Here is a 3,904-nt window from a genome sequence, read left to right on the forward strand (position 1 = left end):
GCCTATTCAAAAGGCATCACCAGCAGCCGCAAGATAGAACAGCTGTGCCATGAGAATGTTATATTCATGGCGATGTCGGCGGATTTGCATCCGGACCACAGTACGCTGGCAGACTTTGTGTCACGTTCACCGGAAGCGATTGCGGACCTGTTCAGCCAGGTGGTATTAATCTGTGACAAATTAGGGCTGATAGGCAAAGAGATGTTTGCCATTGATGGTTGCAAGTTACCATCCAATGCTTCGAAGGAATGGAGCGGTACCCATGGTGAGCTCAGGAAGAAACGCCAGAAGGTTGACCGGGCGGTACGCCGCATGCTGCATCAGCATCGTGTGTCAGATTTCACCCTAATGGAACCACCCGTTTTCGGCCTAATGGAGCCACTTTAAAGTGCTGATTTTCGGGCTCAGACAGGGTTATTATTTTACTGATTTTGACGATTTTGCAAGTTGTTTCTCCATTGGCCTGGGAGATCGATAGCTTTTCCCATCCAGTACCACGCGGTAAGCCCCATGACGCAAACGGTCAAGCGTTGCCGCGCCAAGTAGCTGATTAGGGAAAGCATCGCCCCATTCGCCGAAGTCGAGGTTGCTGGTGATCACGGTAGCGGTGCGTTCATAACGTTCTGCCACCAGGTCATGGAAGTCTTCATCATGAGGCGCACGCAAGGGTTTCAGTCCGAAGTCATCGATAATCAGCAGTGGTATTTTGGCCAGATTCTGGAACTTGCGGTCATAAGAGTCTGTCGCCCTGGTCGCATGCAGTGAACTGAGCAGTTGGGATTGTGAGGTAAACAGTACATCATGTCCCTGGCGCACCGCGGCATGGCCGATGGCCTGGGCAATATGACTTTTGCCGGTACCGCAGGGGCCGGCGATTAAGACACATACTTTTTCCTCGATAAAGCGACCGCTGACCAGTTCATGGATCAATGCCGAGTTGATATTGGGATTGAAGTTAAAATCGAACTGATCGAGCGTTTTGCTGGTTCTGAACGAAGCCCGGCGCAACCGGGTGGCAAAGCGTTTTTGTTCACGCCGAGCGACTTCATCGGCAATCAATAAAGCCAGGAACTCCGGATAAGGCAGTTTTTTCTCGATTGCCTGCTTGTTACGGCTTTCCAGCGAGTCGAGGATGCCTGAGAGTCTCAGCTGTTTGAGCATGGGGGTCAGTTCAGGAAGTGGATTCATCATATTTCTCCTTTTCAGGTTAATGTTTCAGTAGGTTTTGCATGTTTCGGCTAAAGCGACCCTGGCCGGTATAGCTGTCAGCCAGGTCATCAAAAGCCTGTTGGGGTGAAGGGTGTTGATCAAGACCTTTTTCCAGAATGGTCTTGACGCTGCGATAACGCGGATTCTGATAGTCCAGTGCCCGCTGGCAGGCGGCTTCCAGTCGTGCGGCGCCGTACTTGTCTTTCAGCCGGACAATGCCTTGTACCGCCCGCAGGTTTTCCAGTACCTTGTCCTCAAACAGCCGCGTGACCAGTTGAAGACAATGCGAACCGATGCTTTCTGCCTGTTGCAGACACCACCGGGGATCACGCATTTTCCAGGCAATCGCTTCTGGCGGCAGGTGGTCATCTGTCGTACAACGATGGCCCGGACGGAACTGCCGGGGATGGACAGCAACCAGCGCATGTTCACGGAAGAGGCGGACCGTGCCGGAACTGGCTTTGAGCCAGAGCGTCTGACCGATCAGTTTGAAAGGGACCGAGTACAGGCACTTTTCAAACTGCACATGGCAGTCCCGGTGTACCTTGACCTGGTGCCAACTGGCCAGTTCCGGTGGGATAGTCGGCAGTGGCGTCAGTAGCGGTTGTTCCAGGGCAAAGCGGGACAAGGGCTTTTCATGGGTGGAACCATGGACGCGGTTGCCGGCCTCCTGCAGCAACCAGTCGTGCAATTGACGATTGGCATCGCTCAGGTCACGGAACTCGCGCAGCGGCGCAAAACTGTTTTTCAGGTACTTGATGCCGGATTCAACCCGGCCTTTTTTCTGCGGATCTCGTGGTGGACAGGCATCGATTTTAAAACCATAGCCTTCGGCACATTCCGCATAAGCCCTTTGCACCTGTGGATCATAGATGCAGGCGCGGGTAATAGCGCACTTGGCATTATCAATGATGATCCGTGCCGGTACGCCATTGAACCATTCAAAAGCATGGCGATGACAGTCAAGCCAGGTGGTAACCTTTTGATTGAGCACAAGCTCGGCATATTGATGCCGGCTCCAGCACAGTGTCATCAAAAAGAACCAGGTCTTTACTTCTTCACCGGTGCGGGTGTCGACCAGTTTGGGACCAGTGCCAAAATCGACCTGGACGGCTTCTGCCGGGTCAAACGCCAGATGCATGGTGGCATCCGGCTGGACAGGTTTTAGGGTCCGGACAAAACGATAGACCGAGGAGTAACTACCCTCGTACTGATGGTTACGTACCAGTGCCCGGTAAATGGTCTTGGCCTGCACGCCATTTTCAACCCATTGGCTGACAATCTTGCGATACGGTTCAACACTGGAAACTGTCTGTACAGAGGTCCTGGGTGATTGTTTAAGAACCTGTGCCAGGTCTTCATCAGCCGGTAATGCCTGGTCGGTATCCAGCCAGCCCCGCTGCTGCGCGATCTGCCGCAGCTCCTTCGCTTTGGGACGGCCTATCAACCCGGCCTTGGCCAGTGCACGGTCAGAGTCTCCCTGACGCATGCGTACAATGATTTGACGATATTCGAACATCTCGAATCTCCTGTTGCTCATGGCTACTCTCCAGACAAAAAGTCAGAACAGTAACCGGTATGGACAGAAAATCCGAACCCGATATCAGCTCAAAAATGCCCTCAGGGTGGCTCCATTAGGGTGAAAACAAAGTGGTTCCATTACAGTGAAATTTCACTGGCTCCATTAAGGTGAAACCGGAATGGCTCCATAGTGGTGAAAACTGACACTTCCAGTACGTCAACACAAAAGTCACTCTCCAGCGTATTGGATAGCCGCCAGGAAAGCACTTTACGGCTGTACCAATCCATCACCACGGTCAGGTAGACAAAACCCTTGCTCATCGGAATATACGTGATATCCGAGCAATAAACCTGGCCTGGTCGATCCATCGTCAGACCTTTCAGCAGGTAGGGATAGATTTTATGCCCCTTCCCCGGCTTGCTGGTGTTTTTCTTCGGATACAGCGCCACAATGCCCATCAGACGCATTAACCGCTGCACACGCTTGCGATTAATATTATGGCCTTCTTCATTCAACCAGTCCCGAATCCGGCGACTGCCATAATACGGACGCTTCAGGTGCATTTCGTCAATACGACGCATCAGCTGCAAGTCCTCATCCGATACATCAACCTTTGGTTGGTAATAGACCGTGGATCGATTCAATGACAGCAACTGACACTGGCGTGTAACCGGCAGATCATGAGCGCGGTCTACCATCCTTTTCCTTTCGGACCGTGAATCCTTTCCAGCCCTTTTTCTAAAAAATCATTTTCCATCGTCAGCTGACCGATCTTTGCATGCAGCTCTTTGATCTTGCCAGCAGCATCCTCAGTCGCTTTAAGACCTCCAAAGGCCTGCTCGGCATTACTCAGTAACTGTCGTTTCCATTCGGTTATCTGGTTTGGATGTACGTCGTATTTCTCTGACAGCTCTACTAGTGTCAGATCGCCTTTCAGAGCCGCCAGGGCAACCTTGGCCTTGAACTCCGGTTTATGGTTTCTACGTTTTCTTTTCATCTTCTGCTCCTGTCTTTCGACATTATCGCAGAAGTCACTTAAACTGTCCTTTCAGCTGTCCAAGGTCTGGGGTCCACCTCTCTTCTTTAGCCTGGCAGAGTTAAATCACTGCATTGCCGGCCTGCTGGATGACTTGAACCAGAAGCCCTTCAAGCAACTTCCCGGCAATCGTCACC

At 51.9% G+C, this 3,904-nt stretch carries 5 protein-coding genes; 1 reads left to right on the top strand and 4 read right to left on the bottom strand.

Annotated elements, in window-relative coordinates; all coding sequences use genetic code 11:
- The coding region (locus ACQY6F_RS18400) for a transposase (protein WP_428776524.1) at positions 1-387 on the top strand (387 nt) is incomplete at its 5' end.
- A gap of 30 nt (positions 388-417) precedes the next feature.
- On the opposite strand, the gene istB is transcribed toward ACQY6F_RS18400, so the two are convergent.
- The 4 genes from istB to ACQY6F_RS18420 all read right to left on the bottom strand — a co-directional run bounded on the left by istB (position 418) and on the right by ACQY6F_RS18420 (position 3,728).
- Positions 418-1,191 (bottom strand): IS21-like element helper ATPase IstB, encoded by a 774-nt coding sequence (istB, locus tag ACQY6F_RS18405; RefSeq protein WP_428776525.1) that lies wholly within the window; start codon positions 1,189-1,191, stop codon positions 418-420.
- A 16-nt stretch (positions 1,192-1,207) separates the two neighbouring features.
- Positions 1,208-2,728, bottom strand: a complete 1,521-nt coding sequence (gene istA, locus ACQY6F_RS18410) for an IS21 family transposase (RefSeq protein ID WP_428776526.1) — start codon at positions 2,726-2,728, stop codon at positions 1,208-1,210.
- Between the two features lie 140 nt (positions 2,729-2,868).
- Entirely contained in the window at positions 2,869-3,429 is a 561-nt protein-coding gene (locus ACQY6F_RS18415; protein ID WP_428776528.1) for an IS3 family transposase, read from the bottom strand.
- Positions 3,423-3,728, bottom strand: a complete 306-nt coding sequence (locus ACQY6F_RS18420) for a transposase (protein ID WP_428776529.1) — start codon at positions 3,726-3,728, stop codon at positions 3,423-3,425. Before ACQY6F_RS18420 ends, ACQY6F_RS18415 begins: the two co-directional genes overlap by 7 nt.
- Positions 3,729-3,904: the final 176 nt, after the last annotated feature.

The organism is Vibrio sp. (genome assembly GCF_050299255.1).
Classification (GTDB): Bacteria; Pseudomonadota; Gammaproteobacteria; order Enterobacterales; family Vibrionaceae; genus Vibrio.